The sequence below is a fragment of the Bacillus sp. SRB_8 genome, assembly GCF_003264205.1.
GTDB classification, from domain to species: domain Bacteria; phylum Bacillota; class Bacilli; order Bacillales; family Bacillaceae_G; genus Bacillus_A; species Bacillus_A mycoides.
Map to the genome: position 1 here is coordinate 1 of NZ_NADT01000051.1, position 24,585 is coordinate 24,585.

At 33.6% G+C, this 24,585-nt stretch carries 28 protein-coding genes and 4 pseudogenes; 14 read left to right on the plus strand and 18 right to left on the minus strand.

All coding sequences use genetic code 11. From position 1 onward, the window contains the following. Positions 1-185: 185 nt before the first annotated feature. From hepT to B5P40_RS34215, 4 genes are all read right to left on the minus strand, one after another. On the minus strand, positions 186-599 hold the full coding sequence (gene hepT / locus B5P40_RS28590) for a type VII toxin-antitoxin system HepT family RNase toxin (RefSeq protein ID WP_000787545.1): 414 nt from the start codon (positions 597-599) through the stop codon (positions 186-188). Further along, a complete protein-coding gene (gene mntA, locus B5P40_RS28595; protein ID WP_000577221.1) occupies positions 589-996 on the minus strand; it encodes a type VII toxin-antitoxin system MntA family adenylyltransferase antitoxin in 408 nt (135 codons plus the stop codon). The genes hepT and mntA overlap by 11 nt, the downstream gene beginning before the upstream one ends. 171 nt (positions 997-1,167) lie before the next feature. Next, positions 1,168-1,515, minus strand: a complete 348-nt coding sequence (locus tag B5P40_RS28600) for a YxeA family protein (protein ID WP_002193499.1) — start codon at positions 1,513-1,515, stop codon at positions 1,168-1,170. A 146-nt stretch (positions 1,516-1,661) separates the two neighbouring features. Beyond that, positions 1,662-1,766 (minus strand): hypothetical protein, encoded by a 105-nt coding sequence (locus B5P40_RS34215; protein ID WP_113710309.1) that lies wholly within the window; start codon positions 1,764-1,766, stop codon positions 1,662-1,664. Between the two features lie 14 nt (positions 1,767-1,780). Between B5P40_RS34215 and B5P40_RS28610 the strand changes: the two are divergent. Then, positions 1,781-1,966 (plus strand): annotated as a pseudogene (locus B5P40_RS28610) (TetR family transcriptional regulator C-terminal domain-containing protein); the annotation flags it as partial. A gap of 135 nt (positions 1,967-2,101) precedes the next feature. On the opposite strand, the gene B5P40_RS28615 reads toward B5P40_RS28610, so the two are convergent. Then, a complete protein-coding gene (locus B5P40_RS28615) occupies positions 2,102-2,881 on the minus strand; it encodes a hypothetical protein (RefSeq protein WP_078177172.1) in 780 nt (259 codons plus the stop codon). 136 nt (positions 2,882-3,017) lie between these two features. Here B5P40_RS28615 and B5P40_RS28620 point away from each other — a divergent pair, with 136 nt between their 5' ends. The 3 genes and pseudogenes from B5P40_RS28620 to B5P40_RS33835 all read left to right on the plus strand — a co-directional run. After that, on the plus strand, positions 3,018-3,545 hold the full coding sequence (locus B5P40_RS28620) for a matrixin family metalloprotease (RefSeq protein WP_001011319.1): 528 nt from the start codon (positions 3,018-3,020) through the stop codon (positions 3,543-3,545). 23 nt (positions 3,546-3,568) lie between these two features. Then, entirely contained in the window at positions 3,569-4,342 is a 774-nt protein-coding gene (locus tag B5P40_RS28625) for a hypothetical protein (RefSeq protein WP_061674961.1), read from the plus strand. A 259-nt stretch (positions 4,343-4,601) separates the two neighbouring features. Beyond that, a pseudogene (locus B5P40_RS33835) lies at positions 4,602-4,715 on the plus strand (DUF3221 domain-containing protein); the annotation flags it as partial. Between the two features lie 224 nt (positions 4,716-4,939). On the opposite strand, the gene B5P40_RS28635 reads toward B5P40_RS33835, so the two are convergent. Next, on the minus strand, positions 4,940-6,580 hold the full coding sequence (locus B5P40_RS28635) for a S8 family peptidase (protein ID WP_113710310.1): 1,641 nt from the start codon (positions 6,578-6,580) through the stop codon (positions 4,940-4,942). A 356-nt stretch (positions 6,581-6,936) separates the two neighbouring features. Between B5P40_RS28635 and B5P40_RS28640 the strand changes: the two genes are divergently transcribed. Beyond that, entirely contained in the window at positions 6,937-7,404 is a 468-nt protein-coding gene (locus tag B5P40_RS28640; RefSeq protein WP_016119175.1) for an RsfA family transcriptional regulator, read from the plus strand. A gap of 315 nt (positions 7,405-7,719) precedes the next feature. Here the strand turns inward: B5P40_RS28640 and B5P40_RS28650 are convergent. From B5P40_RS28650 to B5P40_RS28675, 6 genes and pseudogenes are all read right to left on the minus strand, one after another. Further along, positions 7,720-8,151: pseudogene (locus B5P40_RS28650) on the minus strand (hypothetical protein); the annotation flags it as partial. 135 nt (positions 8,152-8,286) lie between these two features. Then, positions 8,287-9,399, minus strand: coding sequence for an RNA-guided endonuclease TnpB family protein (locus tag B5P40_RS28655; protein ID WP_113710311.1), 1,113 nt, complete (start codon positions 9,397-9,399; stop codon positions 8,287-8,289). Between the two features lie 11 nt (positions 9,400-9,410). Further along, positions 9,411-9,809, minus strand: coding sequence for an IS200/IS605 family transposase (tnpA, locus tag B5P40_RS28660; RefSeq protein WP_044438563.1), 399 nt, complete (start codon positions 9,807-9,809; stop codon positions 9,411-9,413). A gap of 162 nt (positions 9,810-9,971) precedes the next feature. Further along, positions 9,972-10,904 carry a transglycosylase SLT domain-containing protein gene (locus B5P40_RS28665; protein WP_113710312.1) on the minus strand — a complete coding sequence of 311 codons (933 nt, stop codon included), beginning with the start codon at positions 10,902-10,904 and terminating at the stop codon, positions 9,972-9,974. Positions 10,905-11,148: 244 nt separating this feature from the next. Beyond that, the gene (locus B5P40_RS28670; RefSeq protein ID WP_113710313.1) at positions 11,149-11,655 is read right to left on the minus strand and encodes a GNAT family N-acetyltransferase; all 507 of its coding nucleotides are present in this window, start codon (positions 11,653-11,655) and stop codon (positions 11,149-11,151) included. A 306-nt stretch (positions 11,656-11,961) separates the two neighbouring features. Next, positions 11,962-12,609 carry a lysozyme family protein gene (locus tag B5P40_RS28675; protein WP_085313257.1) on the minus strand — a complete coding sequence of 216 codons (648 nt, stop codon included), beginning with the start codon at positions 12,607-12,609 and terminating at the stop codon, positions 11,962-11,964. 225 nt (positions 12,610-12,834) lie between these two features. Here B5P40_RS28675 and B5P40_RS33840 point away from each other — a divergent pair. Beyond that, positions 12,835-12,951: pseudogene (locus tag B5P40_RS33840) on the plus strand (vancomycin resistance histidine kinase VanS); the annotation flags it as partial. A 78-nt stretch (positions 12,952-13,029) separates the two neighbouring features. Here the strand turns inward: B5P40_RS33840 and B5P40_RS28680 are convergent. From B5P40_RS28680 to B5P40_RS28695, 4 genes are all read right to left on the minus strand, one after another. Beyond that, positions 13,030-13,386, minus strand: a complete 357-nt coding sequence (locus B5P40_RS28680) for a YxeA family protein (RefSeq protein WP_113710314.1) — start codon at positions 13,384-13,386, stop codon at positions 13,030-13,032. A gap of 341 nt (positions 13,387-13,727) precedes the next feature. Beyond that, the gene (locus tag B5P40_RS28685) at positions 13,728-14,303 is read right to left on the minus strand and encodes a replication-relaxation family protein (protein WP_113710328.1); all 576 of its coding nucleotides are present in this window, start codon (positions 14,301-14,303) and stop codon (positions 13,728-13,730) included. Positions 14,304-14,325: 22 nt separating this feature from the next. Continuing rightward, positions 14,326-15,492: an FtsK/SpoIIIE domain-containing protein gene (locus tag B5P40_RS28690; RefSeq protein ID WP_113710315.1), complete on the minus strand. Its 1,167-nt coding sequence runs from the start codon at positions 15,490-15,492 to the stop codon at positions 14,326-14,328. Positions 15,493-15,507: 15 nt separating this feature from the next. Beyond that, positions 15,508-15,828, minus strand: a complete 321-nt coding sequence (locus B5P40_RS28695) for a hypothetical protein (protein WP_113710316.1) — start codon at positions 15,826-15,828, stop codon at positions 15,508-15,510. Between the two features lie 291 nt (positions 15,829-16,119). Between B5P40_RS28695 and B5P40_RS28700 the strand changes: the two genes are divergently transcribed. The 4 genes from B5P40_RS28700 (at position 16,120) to B5P40_RS28715 (ending at position 18,487) form a co-directional block, all read left to right on the plus strand. Next, a complete protein-coding gene (locus B5P40_RS28700) occupies positions 16,120-16,350 on the plus strand; it encodes a helix-turn-helix domain-containing protein (protein WP_025149656.1) in 231 nt (76 codons plus the stop codon). Positions 16,351-16,460: 110 nt separating this feature from the next. Then, positions 16,461-17,726: a Y-family DNA polymerase gene (locus B5P40_RS28705; protein WP_113710317.1), complete on the plus strand. Its 1,266-nt coding sequence runs from the start codon at positions 16,461-16,463 to the stop codon at positions 17,724-17,726. Continuing rightward, positions 17,723-18,064 carry a YolD-like family protein gene (locus B5P40_RS28710; protein WP_113710318.1) on the plus strand — a complete coding sequence of 114 codons (342 nt, stop codon included), beginning with the start codon at positions 17,723-17,725 and terminating at the stop codon, positions 18,062-18,064. Before B5P40_RS28705 ends, B5P40_RS28710 begins: the two co-directional genes overlap by 4 nt. A gap of 48 nt (positions 18,065-18,112) precedes the next feature. Further along, positions 18,113-18,487: a hypothetical protein gene (locus B5P40_RS28715; protein ID WP_113710319.1), complete on the plus strand. Its 375-nt coding sequence runs from the start codon at positions 18,113-18,115 to the stop codon at positions 18,485-18,487. Between the two features lie 64 nt (positions 18,488-18,551). Here the strand turns inward: B5P40_RS28715 and B5P40_RS33845 are convergent, their stop codons facing one another. Both B5P40_RS33845 and B5P40_RS33850 read right to left on the minus strand, forming a co-directional pair. Then, positions 18,552-19,007: a DUF2971 domain-containing protein gene (locus tag B5P40_RS33845; protein ID WP_242473767.1), complete on the minus strand. Its 456-nt coding sequence runs from the start codon at positions 19,005-19,007 to the stop codon at positions 18,552-18,554. A gap of 33 nt (positions 19,008-19,040) precedes the next feature. Further along, entirely contained in the window at positions 19,041-19,313 is a 273-nt protein-coding gene (locus tag B5P40_RS33850; RefSeq protein ID WP_242473768.1) for a hypothetical protein, read from the minus strand. A 346-nt stretch (positions 19,314-19,659) separates the two neighbouring features. Between B5P40_RS33850 and B5P40_RS28725 the strand changes: the two genes are divergently transcribed. From B5P40_RS28725 to B5P40_RS28740, 4 genes are all read left to right on the plus strand, one after another. Continuing rightward, positions 19,660-20,838, plus strand: coding sequence for a tyrosine-type recombinase/integrase (locus B5P40_RS28725; RefSeq protein WP_113710320.1), 1,179 nt, complete (start codon positions 19,660-19,662; stop codon positions 20,836-20,838). A gap of 29 nt (positions 20,839-20,867) precedes the next feature. Beyond that, positions 20,868-23,003 carry a tyrosine-type recombinase/integrase gene (locus B5P40_RS28730; RefSeq protein WP_113710321.1) on the plus strand — a complete coding sequence of 712 codons (2,136 nt, stop codon included), beginning with the start codon at positions 20,868-20,870 and terminating at the stop codon, positions 23,001-23,003. Further along, positions 22,996-23,391 carry a DUF6262 family protein gene (locus B5P40_RS28735; RefSeq protein WP_113710322.1) on the plus strand — a complete coding sequence of 132 codons (396 nt, stop codon included), beginning with the start codon at positions 22,996-22,998 and terminating at the stop codon, positions 23,389-23,391. The genes B5P40_RS28730 and B5P40_RS28735 overlap by 8 nt, the downstream gene beginning before the upstream one ends. Before the next feature lie 358 nt (positions 23,392-23,749). Further along, positions 23,750-24,550 carry a CPBP family intramembrane glutamic endopeptidase gene (locus B5P40_RS28740; RefSeq protein ID WP_113710323.1) on the plus strand — a complete coding sequence of 267 codons (801 nt, stop codon included), beginning with the start codon at positions 23,750-23,752 and terminating at the stop codon, positions 24,548-24,550. Positions 24,551-24,585 lie beyond the last annotated feature (35 nt).

Here is a 24,585-nt window from a genome sequence, read left to right on the forward strand (position 1 = left end):
CTTGACAGGGATAAGACCACTAAATAGATCCCTTTTTTATTCTACATATAAGTTTCATTGCTTTTTGGTTTTGAAATTGTAAGGTATAAAATTGTATATAGCGTTTTCTTAACATTACTATCAATAGCTAATTCGTGGCTCTCAGGATTGCTTACTTTCTTAGCTCTATTATTCTGTTCTTTCGCTTAAAATTCCAATATCCCCATAACTTCTTTCGTAAATAGTTTAAAATCAGTTAAATGTTTTTCAATAATTTGACGAACAATATCTAAATTTACACTTTGATAATCATGAACAGCAATATTACGAAATCCCACCATCGCCTTTAACTTATTTGCTAGCTCTGCGCTAAGTAATCCTGCTGTAACCAATAAATCAAAAGCCTCTCGACTAGATTGGGGTAGTCCTAATTTTTTCCCAGCAACAATATGCATTGCTAAATCAATACTCGCTTCACAAGCTCTTTGTATATTCAATATTATTGAATCTTGCTTTGTGTAATCCTCCAAATTTTCAGGGTCATTTCCATATACATCTTGGATTCTTTTTATACAGCGCTCTATTGTGGAAATTTTATTTAAAATAACCTCATTCTTCATATATAGACCCTCTTTTCTTTATATCATCGAATACTATCTTGCGTTCCTCATTCAATTTTGAATACATTTTTAAAGTTTTCATTTCAAAAATGATTTTCCGTTCTTCATCAGAACAAAATATTGTCTTTCCTGTATGTATAATCTGAGCTTGAAAAACTGTAGAAGCTTCAGATAAATCAACTAAATCAACATCTCTATGAACAATGTTAGCTAACTCCTGTGCTAATAAAAAACGTTCATAGTTCCCTAAAGTTGTGTCACTTAAATAAGCTATATCAATATCACTGTCTTCCCGTTCTCTGTTCTCAGCCGTTGATCCAAATACAATTATCCAATAGGGATTCACCGTCTCTTGTAATTTTTCTATAATAGCTGTTATCATGCTTTGAAAAATCATTTAATTAATCCCCCTTATTATACTTGAATTTTATTATATCATAACCATTACGAAATCCATTAATCTACAACAATTACATAAACAAATTTAAACCTTCTTAGTACTTAAGCACCTCAAAATTACGTGCTTATCCCTGTAAAACACTGACAATAACTGTCAGTATTTTATATGTTAATTCACCTTTAATTTCTCTTTTACTTTTGTAGGGAGTTCATCTTTCTTAACCTCTTCCCAAGATTTCACACCTTTTTCCTCAGAGTAATATATAAGTAAAAATGCTTCTTTACGAAGATTTTTTAATGCTGTAAACTCCATTTCTTTTTCCTTACCGTCCTTATCAATTCCAGACAATTTATATTGGTAAGTCGTATCACCATTAACATTTTTCTCTTTTAATTGTTCGCCATTCTTAGTAATTTGAACATAATATTTATCTGTACCAAGTCGATTTAAGTTACACCCCGATAAAAACACAGTAAACATCACAAAAACACTAAACATAAGCATTATTCGTTTCATATTATTCACCTCATATTTCTTCTCACAAAAATTATATCCTAATCTTCTTACTACCAAAATCCATTAACATTACATTTTCGTAATATAGGCTTTTCTTTTTTCAGATCCTCATCCTTTAATGGTTACTTAGGATTAGCTGAGTCTTTCTAATCCATTGGGACATTCAGCTCTTCCACCTTTTCATATACGTAAATGACCTCCGTTCCTCCTTCTACATACTTACCTTTGGCGTTTTTCGGCTTTTCTATCAACTTGTAGCCTGTAATCTCTTATTAAAGAAGGAATCGAAAAAAATGAAATTAAAAATGATATAGATGTTATGTCACTTGCTTCTTTCCTTTCTTCTTCAATGAAAGAAGCTATTATGGCTAGTCGAGTATGAAAAAATAATATACACCATCATTATTTTATTGAACAAATAAGACATCTTCTTAATTCATATTCTGCATAAAGAATGCAAAAGAAAACTCAAAAAAAGATTAGACTCTTTTTTTGAGCTCTTTTCTTTTCATAATGCAATTTATTATTTTAAATCTACGCAAATTCTATCCTTTAATGCAGGGTAGATTTATAGCCTGTGAAAATGTTATTTCATTTTTGAAGACCTCTTCACAAAATCCTTAATATCCTTTAATTTTTTTCCACTAATATTATCTTTGATGGTTGAATCTATTTCATTTTCAATATAAAAAGTTTTCTCTTTAACCTTTACCTCAAATTTATATTTATTTTTATTTTTATCCCAATCTATTAAATTGCTTTTTAGTTGCGCAATATCCCTTAAATCAAACTGAATCATAAAAGGTTCTAAAGCTGGATAAAAATGTCCAAGTTTACTATTCTCTTTTAAAAAAACTATATATGTGTCACCAGATTTAGGTTTTATATACAATGGATCTATATTTTTCACTTTTTTTGTAAACAATTTCGTAGCACCTTTCAGAATTATTCCATTGTCATCAATAACTTCATTACTTTCCTCTAATACGAGGCTTTCTGAGTATCTATGATTTATTAAAATTTTATTCTCTACAGAGTCCCCTTTTAAGATTTCTTTGACATGAAAATTAAACAGATGGCCTTCGATATCTTCACCTTGAATCTCATATGATGAATTGTTTGCCATATTCCATTTAGAGTGTAAACCGTCATATTTACCTAGTACAATTACATCTGCTTCTTCCACCATTTCACTTAAATGATTTGTAGTTTTGAATGTTTTACTTAAAACTATAGTTTCAGAATTCGATGAAACATTAGACACTTCTGCTATGTCTGTATTTGACCAAATTGTTTTACCAATAATAATTAAAAAAGTAAATATTAATAAACATAGACTCCATTTCATTACTTTATGTTTATACATTATAATAACGTCTCCTTAAAAGATATTTTATACCATTTTCTCAACATAAATATTCTGAGTTTTTAAAAAATATTAATCCAAAACAAGATAATGATGCTATAATTCTCTTGTTAAAAATAATCTTTGGAGGGATAATATGAATTTTAGAAAAGGGATTACTGCATTTTTATTAGGTAGTGTGTTTGTCTTTTCCAGCGTTGGAGTTTCAGAAGCTTATGTAAAAGAAGGATGGAAGCTACCTTCAAAATCAGCTACATATAAGTGGGGAGACAGATTAGACGATGGCTCCAGTATCATTAAATCCGGTTGGCAAGCTGCAGATTCAGCCTGGTACACTGCTTCTCGTATTAACTTTACAGTTTCTTCTTCTTCTGTGAACAAATTAAACTCTTGGTTTGAAAGTTCCTCTACTTATTATGGAAGAATGAACACAACTTATAATACATCCACTAAAAAAGTAACGAAATTCGCTGGTGATATTAATGCAGGGAATACAAATATTACAAAATCTAATGTTGCTAAAAGTACAGGAGTACATGAGTTTGGTCATGCAATAGGAATAGGTCACAACAGTGGCACTTCAATTATGAACAGCAATCGTAATCGTACTACTATGCATGTTCCTCAAACTGACGATAAGAATGGTGTAAATGCAATCTATTAACAGAAAAAGGAGATGATTTCTTAATGTTAAATAAAAAAGCAAAAAATTTAGTAATTGCAATTCCTTTAGCTGCAGTGATTGGTTTCGGAGGATATTCAGCATATAATAGTCACTTCTCCAATATTGCTGGCGAAGATAAGAATGCTGAAACTGTCATTCTCAGTAAAGATTTCCCTGCTACAAGTGATTTAAATCAAATGATTAATGAAGCCGATCTAGTTGTAATTGGTGAATATGGAGGTCTTGACTCTAAGTGGAATATGGCACGTAATCCAAATAATCCATCGGAAGAGGATACAGAAAATTATGTTGAAGGACATCTATATAATTTCAATATTTCCGAAACAATTAAAGGTGTTAATGAAAATAAACAAATAAAAATCAATCATCGTTTTGCTGAAACAGTTAAGCTTGAAGATTCTAATGCAGTTGTTGCACCAGATGGCACAGTTACAAAACAAGCTACTAAGGTAACTACTAAAGAGGTTCAAAATAAGGATCCTTTATATATCGAACCTAAAGTTAATAAAAAATATATGATGTTTTTAAAGAAAGATCAATTATTTGGAAACTACTACGGAGCAATTGAACCATTTGCAATTACTTTTGATGAAAATAACAAAGCTGACCTTCAAACAAACATAGAAACTATTAATGAAAGTAAGATGTCTTCCAAGGCAGAAATTGCAGGTAAAACAATTGTATTGAAAAATGAAATACATGAAACTATTACTGACAATATTAGCGGTAAGACCCTTAATGAATTAAAAGATCAAGTAAAACAAAATGTTAAGTAATAAACATAACTTTTAATAATTTATCCTAATTCATACGATAGTAAAAATTAATTTATTAAAATTGTCAAAAATTAAATACAAATTATCTTGAACTACCCCTACTTTCACATCGTTTAGAATTTTGGGATGAATGTCAGGAAATAATAAAAAAAGAAAGGGCTTATCTTTAAGTAATCCTTAACATAAGCCCCTCTTTCTATCTAATTATTTAAACATATTCGTTTCCATCACTCTATACAGCAATTTCTATTACAATGGATTACCTATTTCAAATAGCGAAAACTACAAATTAGTTAAAAAATTAAACGTTTATGCAGTTGGTTGGACTTCACTATTACCACCAATTGCCGTTATGCATATAATTGAAAAATAGTTCATTTCTAAATTTATAATGAGGCTACACTGAATATTATATAAATGTAGATATAAGACACTTCACTACACTAAAAATATATCCAGAAGTACTTTCCTCCTCATATGGTTAAAAGTACAACAGATAGGCTCTTATGCTATTACACATAAGAGCCTATCTGACTAGTATTATAAACAACTATTTATATAAAAGTCTTTCATACTAAATAAAAGATATCTCTACAATTATTCTGGGAAAATGAAACTAGAGTTCCCTTCACTATTAGCGGAATCCTCTTTTGGGAATGTAATAGTAGATCCTTCATTTCCTTTATTTATTTCTTGTTCCTCAGGAAATACAATGGAAGAATCATTACTTAAGTTTGGTGAAAAACCAAGTTTAGATAAAATGGCTTTTAAGTCAGGTAAAACACCAATTTTATCAGAAGTTGGATCATTAGATTTCGTTCCAGTACTAGAATCACTTAAAATATCCCTTAGCTGGCTCGGTGTATATACTTTCCCCTGACTATTTTTTGCAATTCCTTGAATTGATGCAGCAGCACCAGCAATAATAGGTGATGCACTAGACGTTCCGCTAAAGCTAAATGTATATAGATTTGTCATAAATTCACTTGGTTTTGCATCTGTTGTGTCTACTGCATTTCCCCATCCATAAACATCCACTCTACTACCGTAATTAGAGAAATATGAACGTTTATGAGGGACCCTTGCAGAAGCTGCCCCAACTATAATTGCCCCTGAATCTTTAAAATCAGGACTATTACGATTTAAAACTTGTTTACCATTACGGTCTCTAAATTGATCCAAATCATTTCCGCCGTTTGCACCTGCTTCAATAATAATAATTCCCTTATTTGCTCCTATACGAATTGCATCAAATATATCCGGTTTTACTTCTACAGGAAGATAGTTCTTATCTCCATATCCATCGTAAGTTGCTTGGGCTTCTAATAAAAGGATATCTCCAGCTTGCATATTGTTAACTGCACTTAATATAGCATCAGCTGTATTATACCTACCGTTGTCTCTAATCTGAGATACAACCTTTACCTTAGCTTTTGGTGCAATCCCAATTCCACCTATGTTATTATCTTCTGCAGAAACAATTCCTAAGACTGAGGTACCATGATCATGATGTTCACTCTTGTTCTGTCCGGACATCAATTCGATCTTCTGATTCACTAAATCTTCATGACTAAATAACCAGCCATACTCCATATCTACAAAAGTTGTTCCTTTTCCATCTCCACCTTTTATACTCCAGGCATAAGGTGCATTGATTCCCAATGGTGCTGGTTCAAGGTAACCTTGCCTTGTAAGTCTAGGCTCATCATATGGATTAACTGATAAATTGGATAAACGCTCTTCAGGTGGAGCTTCTTCTTCCTGTAAATATGCCGTTTCAACAAGAGATGATTTCTCAAATTCTACAAGCAATGCTTGTACATCAATATCACCTTGGGTTTCTACAATATAATAGTTTAGCAAATTAGAAGAAATATGATCAGAGTCTTTTATTTCTTTACCTAGATTTTTAATTTCTTTAGGATTTAAAGAACTAAAAAGTCGATTTATAGTTACATTTGGATATTCGGCTAAAATTCCAATTAATTCAGGGTCTTGTTTTTCTTCTTTAATGAATTTTTCTATCCCATCCTGATATGGCAAATTTGCTTCATTTTTAAATTTCAAAATTAATTGTTTAGTAACTTGCTTATGTACAATAGAATTCAATTGCTTATTTGAATAATCGTAACTAGCTGCGTAGGCAATTTCTGATTTTTCACTTGGGAGTAGTCCGCCCACCCCATTAAATGCTGTTAACGCAATTGAAGAAACTAGAATTCCCTTAAAAATTTTCAAAATGTGCACCTCTTTTAATTTATATATAATTATAAAAAAATGTATATTACCTAACTTCTTTTCTTATACAAACGTCTTAAATGTAGGGTTATATTCTCAACTCTATTCATTTTTTAATATTCGCTTATACATCACTAATACAACTAATTCATGCCATCAAATCTATTAATTCAGTTACAAATCTGTAACCATTATAGTTACATCTAGAGTGAACAGTCAACCTTATATGCATTTTTGCATTATAAATAATACATACTTCTATCAACTTACTTCTAATTTTTTTAAGGGAAGCTGAGCTTCTATCATATTAAGTACTTGCATATATATAATAAAAAGCATATAAGGGGGATGGAAAAGTGGTAATTTCAAGACAAGATTCCTGGACTAACGATAACGATTTACTTCTCGCAACAATAGTGCTTCAAAATATTCGTAACGGCGGAACACAGTTAGCTGCATTTAAAGAAGCGGCTAAACCATTAGCCAGAACTCCTGCTGCTTGTGGATTTCGTTGGAACTCATACTTGCGAAAACAATACGAAGAAGAAATACAACAGGCAAAACAAAATCGAAAGGTGGAAAATAACATTTCTCCCTCCCAACAAAAAAAAGAAACAAACTCTTTATCTATTACATTAGATGACATTATTTCATTTCTACAAAATTATAAAGAAATGGATGAATTGACAACTTTACAAAATCAAATTGAATATTTAGAAGCAGAGAATCACTCTCTTTCGCAACGTTTAGCTATGTATGAAGAAGAGTATAGTATGTTACTTAATCATATCGATAAGACAAGAAATTTAATTGTAGCCAATTAAATTTAGAAATAAATTAACTTTTATGATTTCTAAACCGTAGTATTAGTTAAGAATAAAATTTGATTTATAGGCAAGTCTAAAGAGCATTTTTTGAAAATAAGATCGATAAAAATCCCTATTAACTTAAAAATTAATAAGGGTTTTTATCAAGTATTTCTATTAATCATCAGACTTTGTTATAAATTATCACCACGTATTTTAAAGCAACAATTACTTTACCTTGTGATAATCTTCCACTCTTATTAAGAGTTAGTAAATCAAATAAATTTCCCGCTTTAAATTCACTTAATCCGGATAATAGGTATATACATTATTTTATTTTTGTTTTTTCATCTCTTCCATTTCTTCTTGCCATGTAGCACCAACACCACCTGATGGCGTATTCCAACGGTCTTCTTGTCGTTTAATGCGTTCCATGTCTGCATCACTCGGCTTATATTCTTCTACTTCCTTACGTTGTTGTTCAACTTCGTTATTATTAGGTTTATGGTTGGTAGTAACTTCTTCGGGCTTTTTATTTGCCTTTACACCTGCTGTACTAGATGCGGGCTTATCATTGGCTTCAACATTCTTGCCTTCGTTCCTTTGAGACTTGTGATTGTTTGACTTACTCTCACTAGATCGCACGCCTACGTTTTTCTCCTCATCCCAACGATTATTGTTTACATCCCATCCAACAGGAATAACTGAATACATTTCCTTATCTTGACCAACATATTCTGCACCAAATAAATTACCATCCGTGAACTACCCGCCACTTAACGTCCTAACGGACTGTTTGAAGTGGGGGCTTCTCGGTTAGTCGTTACTTTTGATAGCTAACGAATTCGTCCTAAGACAGCCGAGCTAACTCCCTTGTTCCAAAGGTTATTTTATTACTATTTATGCTAACGCTAATAGGCGTATTGCTTCATTTTTGATATTGATAGATGCGTTATAATCTCTATCGAGATTTACACCGCATATACAAGAATATACTCGTTCAGACAATGACATATTTTTTACATTTCCACAACTGCTACATGTTTTTGTAGAAGGAAACCATTTGTCTATTTTCATAAGTTGTTTTCCTTGTTCGTATAGTTTATAAGCTAAAAAAGAAGTGAACATTCCCCAACTATTGTCAGCGACGCTTTTTCCAAAATGAAGTGCTTGCGACATTCCTTTCATGTTTAGGTCTTCAATAGCTACAACATCAAAATTAGTAGCCAACTCTTTAGACTCATGATGAAGGAAATTCTTACGTTGGTTAGCTACTTTCTCATGTAACTTAGCTACACGAATACGTTGTTTATTCCAACGCTCAGAACCTTTATTGCGTCTTGCTAATACTCGTTGTGCCTTTGCTAATCGGTCTAACATTTTACGATAGAACTTAGGATAATTGGCTTTCTCACCCTCAGAACTAACATATAATCCATCCATCGCAAAGTCTAATCCAACAACTGTTTCTACTTCTTTTTGTACAATCTCTTTTTCGTGTTCAGTCAAGATGGACACATAGTATTTACCAGTAGGTGTCATAGAAATCGTACATGACTTGATCATATAATCTTGTGGTATCTCTCTATGCTGTTTGATACGTACCATTTTCAGTTTTGGCAATTTGATATGACCAGTAAGTAACATAATATTTCCGTTTACTACATTCGTTGTATAAGACTTTCTGTCTTTTTTACTTTTGAATGTTGGGAAGTCATTTTGACCACTAAAGAAATTCTTATAGGCAGTTTGCAAGTTTAGTTGAGCATTTGCCAAAGCTAATGAATCAACTTCTTTTAACCACTCAAATTCTGCTTTGTATTTCGCAGGAGTTGGAAGCTTTTGTTTCTTTAGTTGTTCCTTGTCATCTTTGTATTTTTCGTACGCTTCTTTACGTTCTGCTAACATTCTGTTATAAACGAAACGTACACAACCGAAGGTTTTACGCATAAGGTATGCTTGTTCTTCTGTTGGATACAAACGAAATTTATATGCTTTATTATGCTTTGTCATATCATTTCACCTCACTTTTCACCTTGATTTTCAATATACTTCATTACCACGTCTATTGGTGAACCACCAGTAGTTAGTAAGCAAAAACTTCTTGACCAAAACATCTCTTTCCAAAGTTTCTTTTTTACTTGTGGAAAATCTCTTTTAATGAGTCGAGAGCTTGCACTTTTATAAGCATTAATGAATTTTGTCATTTCTGTATTCGGATGTGCCTTGAACAAGATATGTACATGGTCAACATCATGATTCCACTCTACCAGTGTTATGTTGTAATTCTCGGATAACCTGACAAACATGTCTTTTGCATAATCTGACATATCATCATCAAACACATTTCTTCTGTATTTTACAACCAACACAAGATGATAATACAACAAGAACACTGAATGATTATTGCTATCTAATTTCATTTATATACCAACCTTTACACTTTATAAGACTGATTATATCAGAGTCGAAATAAAAAGCAAAGCCTTTTAGCTACGCCAAACCGAAATTCATCTCCCACCTACCGCCGGGCTACGCCCTTCACGCGCTTGAGGAAGGAGAATTCTTTCGAGGAATTCGTTAAATTATACTTTTTTCATAATATATGCAGAAGAAATATAACCTACTAGTTTTTGATCTGCAGTTTTAGCTGGATACCATACAAACTGATTGCTACTATCTACAGATTCATCATATGCAGCGTTTCCTTGAATAATCAAGTTCGTATTTTTACTTAACGGTTTCCCACTTGAAGCGGAAGTAGGTTTAGATCTTAAATTTACTCCATCTCTTGTTACAAGTACTTGATCACCTGTTTTTAGGTAATAGATAGAAGAATGTAGATTTGTGAGTATGTACGCCTTCTTTTTAAATACAATATTTGTGCTCGTGTTAGGATCATATTCGAAATCAGCTGTACTGAAAGGAAACTGCCCCAATTTTGTATCATTTAAAAAACTGTATTGTTCTAGAATAGAAAACACTTTTTCTTGGTAAGCATTTAAATTTTTTTGACCGGTAGCTTTATACAAAGGACTGTTTGCAGGTTTTGTTCCATTATAAGCCATAACGGAGAAGTACCAGTTTTCGATTACTTCTGGTCCAGCAGCTGTTACCTTAGGTATATCTGTTCGCTGATACATGCTACGAAGAACTTTAACACCTGCTTCAATATTATAATTAATATCATATTTTAACTTTTGTTGATCGAACTGAGGTTGATTGGTAATTTGTATAATCCCAATTCCACCATCTTGTGCTATGATTGGTTGGCCGTTTCCATCAAATTGTTTCCATCCACTTTCTTGTGTAGCTACAGCTTTTACAACTTCAGGAGGAACATTTTCTTTTAATGCTGCGTTCGTTAGTAGGCAATTTATGTGCTGACGAGAGGGATTTTGGTTCGGCTTAATTTCACCATATGGCTCACACGTAGATGCAGCAGAGACATCTTCATAGGACCAACAAAATATCATGAAGCAAGCCAATATCCCTATTCTTAGTAATTGTACTTTCATTCTAGTATTCTCCAATTTATTTAATAATTTATAGTTATACACATTTTAACATAATATATTTATAATATTCTATATTTTGAGAATCCATAGAGTCAATCACGAGAGTGGTAATGGGACACCACGGTCTTGCATGTCAGCGATAGCAGAAATGAACTTCGCCTTTGGTAACAAGACTCCTACTAACGTTAGTCAACTTGCCTCTTTAGAGATAGGAGTTTCAATTTAAATAATGCGTTCTGAGACACTACTCTTCTTCTAAAATAGCGTAATAATATTCATCCCACCATTCATTCCCATGTGGTATACACTTCCTAAAATAGCCTTCTCTTCTCATTCCAATCTTCTCCATCACTCGATAAGATGGGATATTTTGTGGCTGACATGTAGCAATAATCCTATGTAATTTCATTTCCTTAAAGCCATATTTCAATGTAGCTTGTGCCGCTTCAGAAGCATATCCTTTATTGAAGTATTTGGGATTGAACACCCAACCAATCTCATAAGTATGCTCACCAAAATATTTATGAAAAACTATATGACCAATCAGGATATCTTCATCTATTAATACCACAGGAAAATTCTTATCGTTTTTACCGATGTTTTCATTCACAAAGTTCCTTGTATCTTCTTCAGTAAAAACCCCTTCTGGTATGTATTTCATAACATTGATATCTGATGTATACTCATGGACAGCTTGCCAATCTCTGAACTCAAATTTTCGTATTAATAATCTATCTGCTTTTACAAACATGTACTTTTCCCCCCTCAAAAAATTGTAATCATATTTTAAATCCACATATAGCCCTTAAAACAAAAAGAACTTGTAGGAATCTCTACAAGTTCTTTTTAGTTTAAGATGAATATACGGGGCAAACAAACTATCTTACAGATTCATCATAGAAACTACAGGGGTAATGCTTTGACAAATACATTATATAACAAATATTAACATCCGTAGATTTTAATTTTGAAAATTATGTGAATTAAGAAAAAAGTAGTTTTTTTCTTAGATATTATTGTTAAGAGCTGACGGAATCATTATATTTCATTCTGCGACTTATTTAGAAGAGTTATGTACATTTCGAAGAAGTTCTTCGATAAGTTTTGTTTTTTTATTTACCTTTGTGGCATATGTGAAATCACCATAACAATATGGATACCTAAAATTATTTTTATTTCCACCACAAGTGTACATCGCTGGATTTTGATCAACCTTCATCTTAGAAAACTTTTTAGCCGAATCTTCCGAGTGTTGTTTAACTTCTTGACTGGCAATAAAATCAATATACCCTGGTCCCATATTATAGCTTTGAATAATTGTCTCCATGCTAACATCTTTTTCCGTTCCATATTTGTACATTTGAGCAAAGTGTTTTACCCCTTGTTTAATGCTCAAGCTTGTCTCTTGAATTTCATTTGGCTTTAATCCCAGTGATTCAGAAGACTGCATAGGGTCGTTTCCCTCACCTCTACTCTCTTGGTACATAATTCCTAATAAAACTGCTGTTTTCTCTCCTAAATTATATTTTTCTAATTCTTTTTTCAAGGTGAGCTCATATTGCAAAACACGTTTTTCGGTCGCAAGCGCTTTATTTTGTTGAATATTGGTTTTATGATTAAGGTATAGTATTCCAAGCATTGTTCCTAAACCTAAAATACTAATAAAGAATAATATAATAATTCGTATTTTACTCGTATTCTTCATATATTCCTCCTCGTATAAGAAATTCTATTTTTCAAAGGTAATTGGTCATTTACAAAATATGTAATTAACATCTATCTCCCGCTCCTTTTTAGACTTAAACATTAATACTTTAAGGTTTAAAGTTTAATATAAAAATTTAAAGATAAGGTAAAGATAAGATAAAGATAAGATAAAGGGCATTTTTTATGCTTACATTAAAAAGGTATTGGTACAAACGAATATGTGGGACAACTTGTTGATATGAATGGATTTAGTGATAATTGAGAGGTTATCGTACAAGTTATTAATTTTGGAGGTATCATTTTAGAAGAAGATTTACCCTATCTTTTTAATATACTTTATATAGAAAACTAAGAGATAAAATATAAGAAAAAACGGCGAACCCTCCACGTAGGAGAATCTACCATCACAAATAACTGATTATTTCACACCTAATTTTCCTTCCACTTTCGTAGGAAGCTCGTCTTTCTGCACTTCTTCCCAAGCTGTTACACCTTTTTTATCTGAGTGATATACACGTAGGAATGCTTCTTTACGAAGATTCTTTTGCACAGTAAATTCTAACTCCTTTTCTTTACCTTCCTTATCAAAACCCGATAATGTATATTCATACTCCTTTCCTATCACTTCGCCATCAATAGATTTTAAAACTCCCTCTTTTCCATCCATTGTAATTTGAACGTAATATTCATCTTTATCCATACGGTTGAGATCACAACCAACTAATAAGCTTGCAAATACAACTAAAATACTAAAAAGTGCAATATATCTTTTCATGTTGTTGACCTTTTTGATTCTCTATTATACTGTATATCTTAATCTGTTTTCGTTTGAAGAGAAATTCAAAAACATGACGTCCACATTACATTTTCGTAAGATAATAAAATCACCTACATAAATATTTACAAATGAGATACTATCCCCTTAGGCGCTGTACAATGAAATATTCGCTTAACCATTGAAAATCATTTGAAGGATTATTTTCTTCTTCATGTTTTTTACTATTCCATGGTTTGTTTCAAATTTACTCCCCTCATTAACGCCTTCTAACAATCAGCATCACACACGGTTTAATACATTATCGAAAAGAAAAAAGCTCTGCATTATGCAGGCTTTCTTTATGATTTCATTGTTAAATTGTTCATAAAATTTTTTATAGAATTCGCCTGGAATATACGCAAATGAGGAGAATGAATGTCGTAATGTTTGTCAGTGATTATAAGAATTGAAGGAAAGAATTTAGAACCTTTAGGTTGCCAAGATTCATTGTGCCATTCTTGGCTATGAAAGTATAACTCATATCTGTTTATCTTTTCTTGCATTATCTTTTTACTATAAACCGAATTTTGAACTTCAATAAAAAATGGGGATTTACGCCATATGGTAAAGACATCTGGTTCCATAAATGCTTTACCATACTTTGGTTCCACTTTGAATAGTTTAGGATTTTCGTAATAGACAAGTTGTTTGTATACGTCCACAATGCCAAGGAAATGAGGGGTTTTTTGACTTGTCTTTCTGATAGAACTTGGCTGCGGAAAATAAATGTATGGGTGCTGCAATACGTTAGCATCAACATGGCCATCTCTTCTTAATCGTTTCATAACCGTATTACAGCAAGTTACCGCATTCTTTAAGCCTTGAAAATGCAAGTCAATAATATCGTCACGGGACATGCATCTAAATCGATTCAAATCATTCAAAATTCCTTTATCTCTACTCTTCATCATCTAACACCCCAAATAACGGAATTTCTTCTTGCGATGAATTCTGGAGTATTTTCTCCTCTTTAGGCATGCGATATGGTTCAACAATTTGTTTCGCCTTACTTAATTCCAAATAAGGAGCTTGCACTTTCTTTAATCCATTTCGTTTCAAAATCATTTGGCCAGATTGCTCTAAATGCTCTGAACCAGGAGTGCCCATAATATTACTATTAATTGCACTATCACATTTAAAGCCGATTCTAACGGTCATATTTAGTTTTAACTTACCATCTAACACTTTCGCATCTGGCCGCTGCATACTAAGCATAAGAAAAACTCCAAGTGATCGACCGACTGCTGAAATCTTTTCAATTGTAGTCATACACTCTTTTTCATCTTTAAGCATAGCCACTTCATCGATAGCAAGTAGAATATATGGTTTTTGATGATCAGGATTTAATTTGTTGTACGCATCAATATGATCAACCTCATATTCTTCCATAAGTTTTCTTCGTTCTCTAATTACCTTCCACACCTTTTGAAGCATTATTTTCATTTCAATTTCTTCCATACAAACTTCTTTTACATGCTTCACTCTTCGCAAGAAATGAAATTCAGAGTTTTTTAAATCTCCAAGATACAAATGCAACGTATCAGGAGACATATATTGAATGAGTGTGGATAGTACAACACGTACCATACTACTTTTCCCGCTTCCCGTTTCCCCTGCTATTAATAAGTGTGGTGTATTGGAATCAACCATATCGTACGTAATCGTTTTTCCAAATTGATCCCGGCCAACCACAACAGGAAGACGGTACCCTTTTAATAAGGGCTGCCATTCTTTATAACAGTAATTGTATGGTTTTAATCCAGCATCTGAACGGAATACATGTAGTACAAACTTTTTCACATCCCCTTCAATCGTAATATTCGGTCCTAATATTTGCTGAAAACAAAACCACTTCTTTTCAATCTTCTGTGGATCTAATCCGTTTGGTATGGTAAAAACATACCTCACGCTTTCTGCTGAAGAAGAAACATTATGTACCTTTGGATAAATAGGCACTTTTCCCCCACGCGTTTGATGTTCCGTATATAAACCTGCTTTTCCGAACACCTCCATAAGCTGATTCCTTAACCTTTGCGTACGAACCCACTCCTTTATAATCCCCATTACTCTCTTCCCTCCTTAAAACATGATTACGATACGAACAAATACATATCCAATCAAACAAACTCCACCAATTCGCGTTCCGTGATAAATACCTTCACTTACAAATTTAGCTGCTGATATATAGTCATGTCGCACCAAGTATTGTTCTAACATAACTGCTCCGATTAAAATCGTTCCCATAACTCCTAATGCAATGTAAGTATGTAATACCTGATCCGACATATGAAGGAATGCGAAAGGACTTAATGAATTGTATTTACGAATTTTCTTTTCTTTATCTTTGTATGACCGATCCATAAACTTGCGAAAAGGAATTGTTTCTTTCCTAGCACGCATTTAAATGCCCCCTTTATAAACAGAATTTAGAATGTAGATATTACATAGCTTCATCTACTTAATACCGTGGTAGTTTTACCTTGGTAGAAATCTTGATAAATACTGTGGTAATCATTCGCAACTTACTTTGGTAACCTCGTATTCTTCTACCTTAATAAATACCGTGGTAGCTGCTTTGATACATCATATTGTGGACAGCTTGTACATTATGTAAAAAACTTTTGCCGTCTATGCGAATAGTTTTTTACATTTATGTCCACAATGTTGAAAATAGGTTCAGGAGGGATTTAAGTGTTTTGGAAATTCGGAGGGAAAAATCGAACGAAATTAGGTGATTTTTTAGATCAGAATGGCTTCACCCAAAATGATTTAGAAAAGACCGCGAAATTAAGTCGTCCTACAGTTTCAAAGGCGTGCAATGATAAAGAATACATACCTAGTCCAACTGTAATGAAAAAGATTTTAAAAGTTATTAGGCAAATAAAACCAAACGTTAAATCTACCGACTTTTGGGATATGTAAAAACTGGCTAACTAGAGTCAGTTTTATTTTTTTATAAAAACCCCTTCATAAGAGAACGTACATTCGTGTATAATAAGAACAGATGTTCTTGTTGTTAAGGAGGCGTAAAGGTGTATGACTACTCAATTTTGCCGAATCGAATTGTTTTATGTGTAGATCTTCGAAGCTTTTATGCTTCAGTTAGTTGCATCAAGATGGGATTAGACCCACTACATACCAAATTAGCTGTAGTAGGAGATGTGAACAGAAATGGCTCTATTGTTTTGGCTGCAACACCACCATTAAAGGCATTAGGTGTTAAGAAAATGGCAAGGTTGTACGAAATACCACGGCGTAAAGACATTCTTGTGGTAAACCCAATCATGGGAACTTATATAAAATGCTCAAATTACATAACGAAATTAGCTCTACAATACGTTCCTATTGAAGATTTTCACCAATACAGCATAGACGAATTTTTTATGGACATTACAGATAGCATCCATTTATTCGCCCCAGATCCATACGAATTCGCTATGAAATTTAAACGGGAAATATACAATCATACACGAGTTGAATGTACTATCGGAATTGCTCCTAACCCACTCATGAGTAAGATTGCTTTAGACATTGTTGCTAAGAAGAACAAAGACGGGATTGCATTTTGGAAGTACGAGGATGTACCTGCAAAACTATGGAGCATACGACCCCTTAATAAATTTTGGGGCATATCATATAAAACAGAAGAAAAGTTAAATAGAAAGGGAATATACTCTATTGGAGATTTAGCGAATTATCCCCTTAAATACTTAAAACAGAGTTTCGGCAAGATTGGAGAAGAATTACACTTACATAGCCACGGAATCGACTTTAGTCGCATTTCAGAAAAATATGTTCCAGCCACAACTTCTATTGGGAAAAGCCAAATTTTAATGCGTGACTACACAATAGAAGAATTTCCGATTATTCTACTGGAGCATATAGAAGAAGTTTATTATCGACTTAGAAGACAAAACAAACTTGCCCAAACCGTTCATTTTTCTGTCGGTTATAGCAAGAGTTATACAGGTGGCATTAGAAAAACACATACTTTAAACCGCCCAACAAATCTAACGATGGATATTTATCATATCTGTACATACTTTTTACATCAACAATATACTGGCGAACCCATTCGCAGCATAAACATATCCTTAACAAACCTAATTCAAGAAGGGGAAGAACAAATTTCTCTTTTTGATAATGTCACGAAACGAGAACAAGAAGTGAAGTTAACAAAAGTAATGGATGAAATACGCACAAAGTTTGGGAGGAACAGTATTTTACGAGGGATTTCCTACACGCATAGCGCTACAGCTAGACACAGAAATACACTAATTGGAGGACACAAATCATGATTAACGCTAATATGCCAAAAGGAAGAGGAATGGTGAAATTCACTCCGTTTGCAGCAATGCCTGAACAGTTTGTTGGTATTCGTGAAATCATCAAGGAGAAAAACAAAGTAACTCGGCCGATCTTAACCGCTGAAGAAAAAGAACTGATCGAGAACATGTTGTTATGTTCCTTATTATCTGAAGAAGAAATACTAATTACATATTACGAAGATGGTTATTTACTCTCTAGCTATATGACTGTAGTTGGTATTGACCAGCAAAACAGTGCTGTTATATGTACCGATGCTTTTTATAATAAGATAACACTACGATTTTCTAATATAATAGACGTAAAATAGAATAGATTTAAGTGTTCAGGTTTGAATTGTTATAAAGGAGTGTATAAAATGCAAGGGAATCAGCTAAGAAGGAATACAGCAAGAACGGTTATTCATAACGATATAAATAACTATCCCCATTTAAATATACCTATGATTATTAATGAAAAAAACGGAATGATTTATGATGTTTTTAACGCTGGTTTTCATATTAATGATGCGGTAGGAATGATAACAACGGACGGTTTCGCTACAACTAGGGTAAATGCACCGATCGTATCAATAAAAAACGATGATGGTAGCATTCAAATATACCGCTTACCTTTAGAACTGGAATATTGGGTAATTTCTTGTATGCATGCTGCTTCAAGAGGAAAAAACCCATTTCCGTGTAAAGTTGCTTTTGGAATCATTGACACTAAATTCCATGTAGAATTCAAGTGAAAAAGGAGCAAATTAATTTGCTCCTTTTATTTCTAAATAGATAATAATTTCCCATATGGATACTCTAATTTATTTCATACAAATCTGAATGAATAACCTCTACATCTATATTGAATTTTTCAAGTATCACTTTCACTATATCTACAAACCAAGGTTCTGCATCAGGAGAAACATAAACACGTTCAATTAACTCAAAAAGATTCACTTTCATCTTTACTCCAAAAACATTACGATATTTTAATATATCCAATGAGATTTCTCTATCATCAAGAGCTTCATAGACTAACCTAACCTCTTCCTCGTGTTTAAATGATAGTCTCTTTGTATAGAATGGACGAAGCGTATCTCCATGAAAATTCCTTTCCAATTTATGGTCTATGTATTTCACTTTTCCGATATGTATATCCTTCTCACAATTCAATAAGCTCTGTTTCATTCTTCCAAAAGTAGTTTGAATGGCTACCCCTTGACCACTCTCAGCATATAAATCCCACATTGCAGCAGATTCATATTCATTCAAGTGCCAACAATTTATAAAAACATGTTCTCTTTCTTAATCCGATAACTCAAGTGTATCTTTCAAATAACTTTCACTTCTTTTTATTACTTCATCTCTATCCCCGCTAATTTCCATGCTCTCTAAACGTCTATGATTTTCTTCTAAACCGAATATACGCCCTTCAAATACATCTTTAAATTTATCCGATCTACGAAAATATAATGAATTGGTGGATAATATACTAACTAATTTAGTAAAATCCATAAAACGCCACAACTTAGCATTGTTTTCTATATTTGAATCAACGACCCTATCTTCTACAAACATAAACGTTCACCTTCCCCTTTAAAATTTATTATTTCTTCTATTATATAAAATCCCCAATAAATTAGTGAATATAAAAGAACCCTATATATTAAATTAAGGTAATAATGTGTAGGATAGTTAGTCCATTATGAGGGCTGATTATCCTTTTTTATTTACATAACGAATGAAATAAATGAAGATTGAATATTCGGTTTAATGAGTATAATATGGATATATAATTAGAAATGTTTGTTTGGTTTTGGGAGGAGGACAGAGCCTCGGTGCGAGGACCTTAAAAACAACAATGACGGTAGGCTCTATGGGTAGAACTACTATTAAAAATAATGATTAACGGGAGAGTATTCTTATGAGAGTGGAAGAGATATCTGTTGACAATACAAAAGCCTACCTTCTACTGGACACAAATGGGTTACCTGTTGAACCTGTTGCAAAGTATATGAAATACCTTCATAACAGGGAGAGTAGCAGCAATACTTTAAAGACTTACTGTACGGCTTTAAAACATTACTTTACATATCTGGAACAAGTAAAGATTGGTTATCAAGAAATCAACTTTCAGAGACTATCTAACTTTGTTGTTTGGCTTAGAAACCCTTACGAAAACAATAATGTTGTACCTCATAAAACAACAAAAGCTAAACGCAGGGAAAGCACAGTAAACAATTACCTTACGGTCGTGACATCCTTTTATGATTACCTATACCGAAATGATTTAGTTGACTCAGATCTTGTGGAAAAGCTTATGAAGAAGATGTTCATTGGCGCTGGTGGAAATGGGTACAAGGGTTTCTTACATCACGTAAATGAAGGGAAACCAATATCTAAAAACGTCCTTAAATTAGATGAACCGAGAGAAAGAGTAAGAGTATTTACAAAAGAACAAATTAATTTAATCTATCAATCTACAACGAACATTAGGGATAAATTTCTGGTGCGGTTGCTTTTTGAAAGTGGATTGCGTATTGGAGAGGTTCTCTCCCTGTTTCTCGAAGACTTTCAATTTGATGTCAAACAAAGAAAACACAAAATCCAACTGATAGATAGAGGGGAACTACCAAACGGAGGTAAATTGAAGACCGGAGAGAGAAGAATAGATATCTCTCAAGGACTCATGGATTTATACGACGATTATTTGTACGAAGTGCTTGATGAATATAATCCAGACCATAACTTTGTGTTTGTGAAAATTTGGGGGAAGAATGCCGGGAAGCCCCTTACCTATTCTGATGTCTATGCGACCTTCAAAGAGGTTGAGAAGAGAACAGGCATACATATTACTCCGCATATGTTCCGACACACTCACGGAACGATTTATTACCTTCAAACGAAAAACATTAAGATGGTGCAAGAGCGCCTAGGTCATGCACAAATACAGACAACAATGAACTTATACGTCCACCCTTCCGAAGATGATATCCGCAAGGATTGGGAGAAGGCTTCTCCTGCCTTTGAGATTGGGCGAAGAAAAGAGAACAAAGAGGAAGACTTTCAATCAGGTATTCCTGATGAAGCAGTTCCTTTTTAAACGAGATTGGCATTTTAGGAGGAAAGTCATTGGATAAAATCATAGCAAATAATTCACTCCCACAAAGCGAATATTGGAACTTAATTACCTCCACCCTCTCCTCTTACGAGGTTAAAGATGTGTCCAGTGATGGCACGGTAAAAAGAAGACTTGTGAAAGATGATTACTTTTTAGTCAATGACGTTTGGAACGTTAACGATATTGGTCAAATTCCTAATTTTGAAGAGCAATTCAATAAATACAAAGGAACAACTAAAAATATAAAGTTCTGTATCGAAAATTATACCATTGGCTTAGAACTTAAATTTGTTTTCTATCATAAGTTGTTTAACGATGAACCGAGTTTTTACAGCCTTGTTTATGGCTACAAAACATCCATAAACAAATTAGTTTTATTTCTTAACGAAAAGCATTCCCACCTCCATTCTCTCCTTGAATTAGATGCTGAAAAGACTGAGAAACAGTGGATTTTGTGGTTGAACAACAAAGGTGTAAAAACAACCCAAACAAAGAAAAGTATCCAATATGGTGAACTCGAAGTTAAAACAACTACAGCGAACTTCTTTCGTTCCCTGTATGGAAAATTATTCAATATAACAGATGATCGTGAAGAATGGGAGAAAGATAGATGGAATGTTAGGGTGTTATATGACAAATATGGGGTGACATATAATGCATCGGTAACGCATTATTTTCTTGACTTCACAAGTATTCAAAACGCTGTTTTTAAACAGTATTTAAAAAAATATATCAAAACTAGATTACTTGGTGGTGGAAAATTTTCGTGGTCATCAGCTCGTGAATATTTAAGAAATGTTCCTAAGTTTTTAAATTTCATTAGTGAGCTAGAGCCTGAATGGAATGATTTAAATGGTCTTACAAGACAGCATATCGAAAAGTATTTGGAGTTTCTTCGTCATTATGCCCGAAATAATTTGAAAAATAAAAATGCTAATCCAAAACAACACATATTTGATAACCTAAAACGTGTTAATACATTTTTGAAAGATACCCAACGTTTTGATTACAGTATAGCACCTGAGAAATCAACTGCAAAATTACTTTACTCTGAGGACTATCCACGTCTTGATAAGAAATCAGATGACGATATTGATTACATTCCTGAACATGTATTGGAGCAGTTATTTGAAAACATTAGCGACCTTCATCCAGACGTACAACCTATCGTGTGGGTTGCTTTTAAAACTGGATTGCGTATCAGCGATACATTAGGATTAACACAGGACTGTTTGGTTCAGCTAAATGGCAAATATTCTATTCAAACCGATATTGAAAAAACATATGTAAAAGGTCATAAAATTCCGATTGACGACCAATTAGCCAATATGATAGCCGTTTTAATACACAACTCCAAGGAACTCAGCAATGAGGATAACAACCCTGATAAATATATTTTTGTTCGGTACAATGGTTCCCGTAAGGGGAAACCATTTTCACAAGGATGGGTGCAAAGCAAACTTAACGAACTAGCAATCGAAAAGAACATTACTGACGAAATAGGCAACGTCTTCCACTTCAAATCACACCAATTTAGACACACTTATGCGGTGAAAATGTTAAATGGTGGAGCTGATATTTTAACTGTGCAGGGGCTATTGGCTCATGCTTCTCCTGAAATGACGATGCGATATGCCCGTTTATTGGATGATACGAAACGCAAGGAGTTCGAGAAGGTTATTAAGCAAGGTGTATTTAGCTTTGACCTAAATGGGGAAATTCATCAGGTCTCAGAAGCTGAAGACATCCCTGAAGACATCATGGATATGATGTGGAAAGACGAAAAGTTAAACGCATTGGACAACCCTTACGGGACTTGTCGCGCCAGAGTGAATGGAAACTGTCCATTATCAGCAGAACCCCCTTGTCTCACAGCAAACGATGGAAAGCCTTGTTTTGATTTAGCTGTAGGTATGACGAGTTTTGATGTTAAAAAGTATGAGCTTCTCATAGAAACGACGACAAAGTGGATTGAAGCCTCAAAAGAATATGGTCGCGAAGATATGGTTAAAGCAAACGAAAAGAACTTGGAGAGATACCAAAACATTTATGAAACAATCAAGGGTGGAAATGTCATTTTTGGACGATTTGACCGGATGAAGAGACAATTAGAACGTAAGAAAAGGGAAGGTGTTAAGCGTGGCTAATTTCGACCGTGAGGAGCAACTGAGGCAGCTACACGAAAAAAGGAAACAGACAACTATAGCCAAGGTTGAGGAAGCGATTAAACGTCTAACCAAGAGCTCTAAGGCAATTAACTTTAATAGCGTGGCAGCAGAAGCTGGGGTGAGCAAAGCAACGCTTTATAACCATAATGAGCTCAAAGAGCGTATCAATTTCTTACGAAATCAACAAGAAAAGACATTTGTAGACTCTCGAATTAAACGAGATGAGAACAATCAAAATGCCGTAATCGCTTCTCTCAAAAGAAGAATTGAAAAGTTAGAAAAAAAAAATAAGCAATTAGAGGAGGAGAATAAACGATTACGCGAAAAAGAAAACAAAAAACTTACGGAATATTTTAAGATGATATAATTCTTCTTCTGTGCAGTGATAATAAAGCTGTTTATAGAACGGATATTTTTATTTAACTATAGGAAGTTTTTGATGTTGTAGAGTGATAATAAAGTAGTTTAATAAGTTGGGAAGTAATGCTTAACTACTTGATAAAGCATGAGCTAATGAAGTACCGGAAAAATAACTGTACCACGAAATAGTGCCATAATTGGGGCTTAGAAACAAGTCGATAAATTAGAATTTGTAATGGAGATTATTTATATTTTGTGCGGAGCGCAACTTTGAATTGGCAGAAAGCAAACATTAGGTGATAAAAGTCAAAGCGTCCATCCGTTAAAATTTAATGTATACATTTAAAATGTGAGGTGAAGAAATCATGACAGACAAAAAAATCACAGTACAATTTACGATGCTGACATTTTGCATAGCCTATCTTGTGTCAGGTGCTTTGATTGCTCTTGGGAAATTCGGATATTCGGTTCACAATTGGGTTCACTCGTTACAGCAATTCGGGATGAATATCCCCTTTGCAATCTATATTTTGTCGCCCGCTATTGCTTCATATATCGTTCTGAAGAAAAATAACAAAATAGCAGGTTTCAAGGAATGGTTGAGAACTGTTTTTTATGCCAAAAATAGCATATCTCTCTATTTGTTCGTTGTTGCAGGACTTGCACTGTATTTTTTGATACATATTGCAGTTTCAGGCCACACGGAAATGGTGCTTCCATTTTATACGTTCTTCCTTTCCCTGCTCGGTAATCTTATTATCGGTGGCTTGGAGGAAGCTGGCTGGATGTACATATTGCAGCCTGAGCTTGACAAAAAATACGGTTTTGTTTTGTCTTCTGTTTTTGTTGGAATCATTTGGATTTTATGGCATATCCCTCTCTTCTTCATTCCGGGGACGAATCACGGAGAGGGACTCATTAACTTTTGGATGTTTGCAGTTCAACTCATTGCGTTTCGGTTTTTCAACGGGGCAATCTACAAAATATCAGGAAAAGGCCGTGTGTTTATGTGCGTATTATTCCACACCATGTTCAATGCGGCATCCCCCATCTTCGGCACCATGACTATGACTTGGGCGGGAACCATTGCCGCAAATGCTGTGATTGTTCTTGTTTCAATTGTAACCGTTGTGATATACGACAAAAAGAACAGGCGAATAGTATAAGCATAATCCGTGTTCGCCAAATTCCAGTTTGTTGA